The organism is Defluviimonas salinarum (genome assembly GCF_026013545.1).
GTDB lineage: Bacteria > Pseudomonadota > Alphaproteobacteria > Rhodobacterales > Rhodobacteraceae > Albidovulum > Albidovulum salinarum.
The window spans coordinates 1-1,351 of the sequence record NZ_JAPDOG010000085.1; the positions used below are offsets into that span (position 1 = coordinate 1).

At 64.2% G+C, this 1,351-nt stretch carries 1 protein-coding gene; it reads left to right on the forward strand.

Going from position 1 to position 1,351, the window contains the following annotated elements; genetic code table 11:
- Positions 1–168: 168 nt before the first annotated feature.
- On the forward strand, positions 169–1,351 hold a 1,183-nt coding region (locus tag OM960_RS25365), incomplete at its 3' end, for an IS1634 family transposase (RefSeq protein ID WP_264773928.1).

Genomic DNA, 1,351 nt, shown 5'->3' on the forward strand with positions numbered 1-1,351 from the left:
CCTAACTTCGACAGCTGATAGTCGTTTTGAGTGCTTTCGGGTGTTTCCAGCCACGTGATTTCAATGGGTTGCGGGGCGTGGGGAGTTCAGTTCGGCGAAGTTGTGTTGTAACACGTCGCGCTGATATTTGCCTTGTATGAGTGCTTATTGGCGCCTTATTGTTCGCCCATGTACACGCGCATCTCCGAATCCGGCGGTCGGCGCTACCTGCAGCTCGTCGAAGGCCATCGCGACGAGACCGGCAAGGTGCGCATCAGGATCGTCGCCAATCTGGGTCGGCTGGACAAGCTCAGCCCTGGCAAGCTCGATCCCTTGATCAACGGCCTCAATCGCGCCGTCGGGCGGCTGGAGAATACGGCAGACGACATCAGCTACGACTCCTCTGTCAGCTACGGCGATGTGTTTGCCCTCCATGAGATCTGGAAAGAACTCGGGTTCGACCTGGCCCTCAAACAGGCCCTGCGGTCCGGGCGGCGTGAGATCGACGCGGAAGCCTTGATCCGGGCCATGGTGTTCAATCGGCTTTGTTCGCCCGACAGCAAGTTGGGTTGCCTACGCTGGCTCGCGACCGTGGCCATGCCCGCCATGCCGGAGACCGTCACCCACCAGCACCTGCTGCGCGCCATGGACGCGCTGATGGACCATACCGAGGTGGTGGAAGCGGCGCTCGCTCGCCAGATCCGCCCCCTCGTCGATCGGGAACTCGCCGTCGTCTTCTACGACCTAACCACCGTGCGCATCCATGGCGAGGGAGAAGTCGAGAGCGACCTGCGCGCCTTCGGCATGAACAAGGAGACAGGTGGCATCGCCCGGCAGTTCGTTCTCGGCGTCGTGCAGACCGCCGAGGGCCTGCCGCTGATGCACACCGTTCATCCCGGCAATGTCGCCGAGACCAGGACACTTCGGGGGATGTTGATGACCGTGCTGCAGCGCTTCCCGATCCAGCGCGTGGTGCTGGTCGCCGACCGCGGACTCTTGAGCCTCGACAACATTGGCGAACTCACCGCCCTCGCCGAGCAGGGCGACCGCAAGCTCGAATTCATCCTCGCCGTGCCGGCCCGACGGTATGGCGACCTGGTCGAGACCTTCCGGGGACTCGCCTTTTCCGAGGACGGCCTGGCCGAGGCCAACTTCGCGGGGCACCGCCTGATCGTCGCCCATGATCCTGATCGCGCCGCCCTGCAATCCGCCAGGCGACGCGAGCGGATCGCGGAGCTGGACGCCATGGCCGAGAAGATGGTGGCGCGACTGGACGCCCAGGATGAAGGCCAGACGGCCCGTGGTCGCCGTGCCTCCGACCGCGGCGCGTATAGCCGCTTCACCCGCGCGGTAACCGAAGCCGAGCTCACCC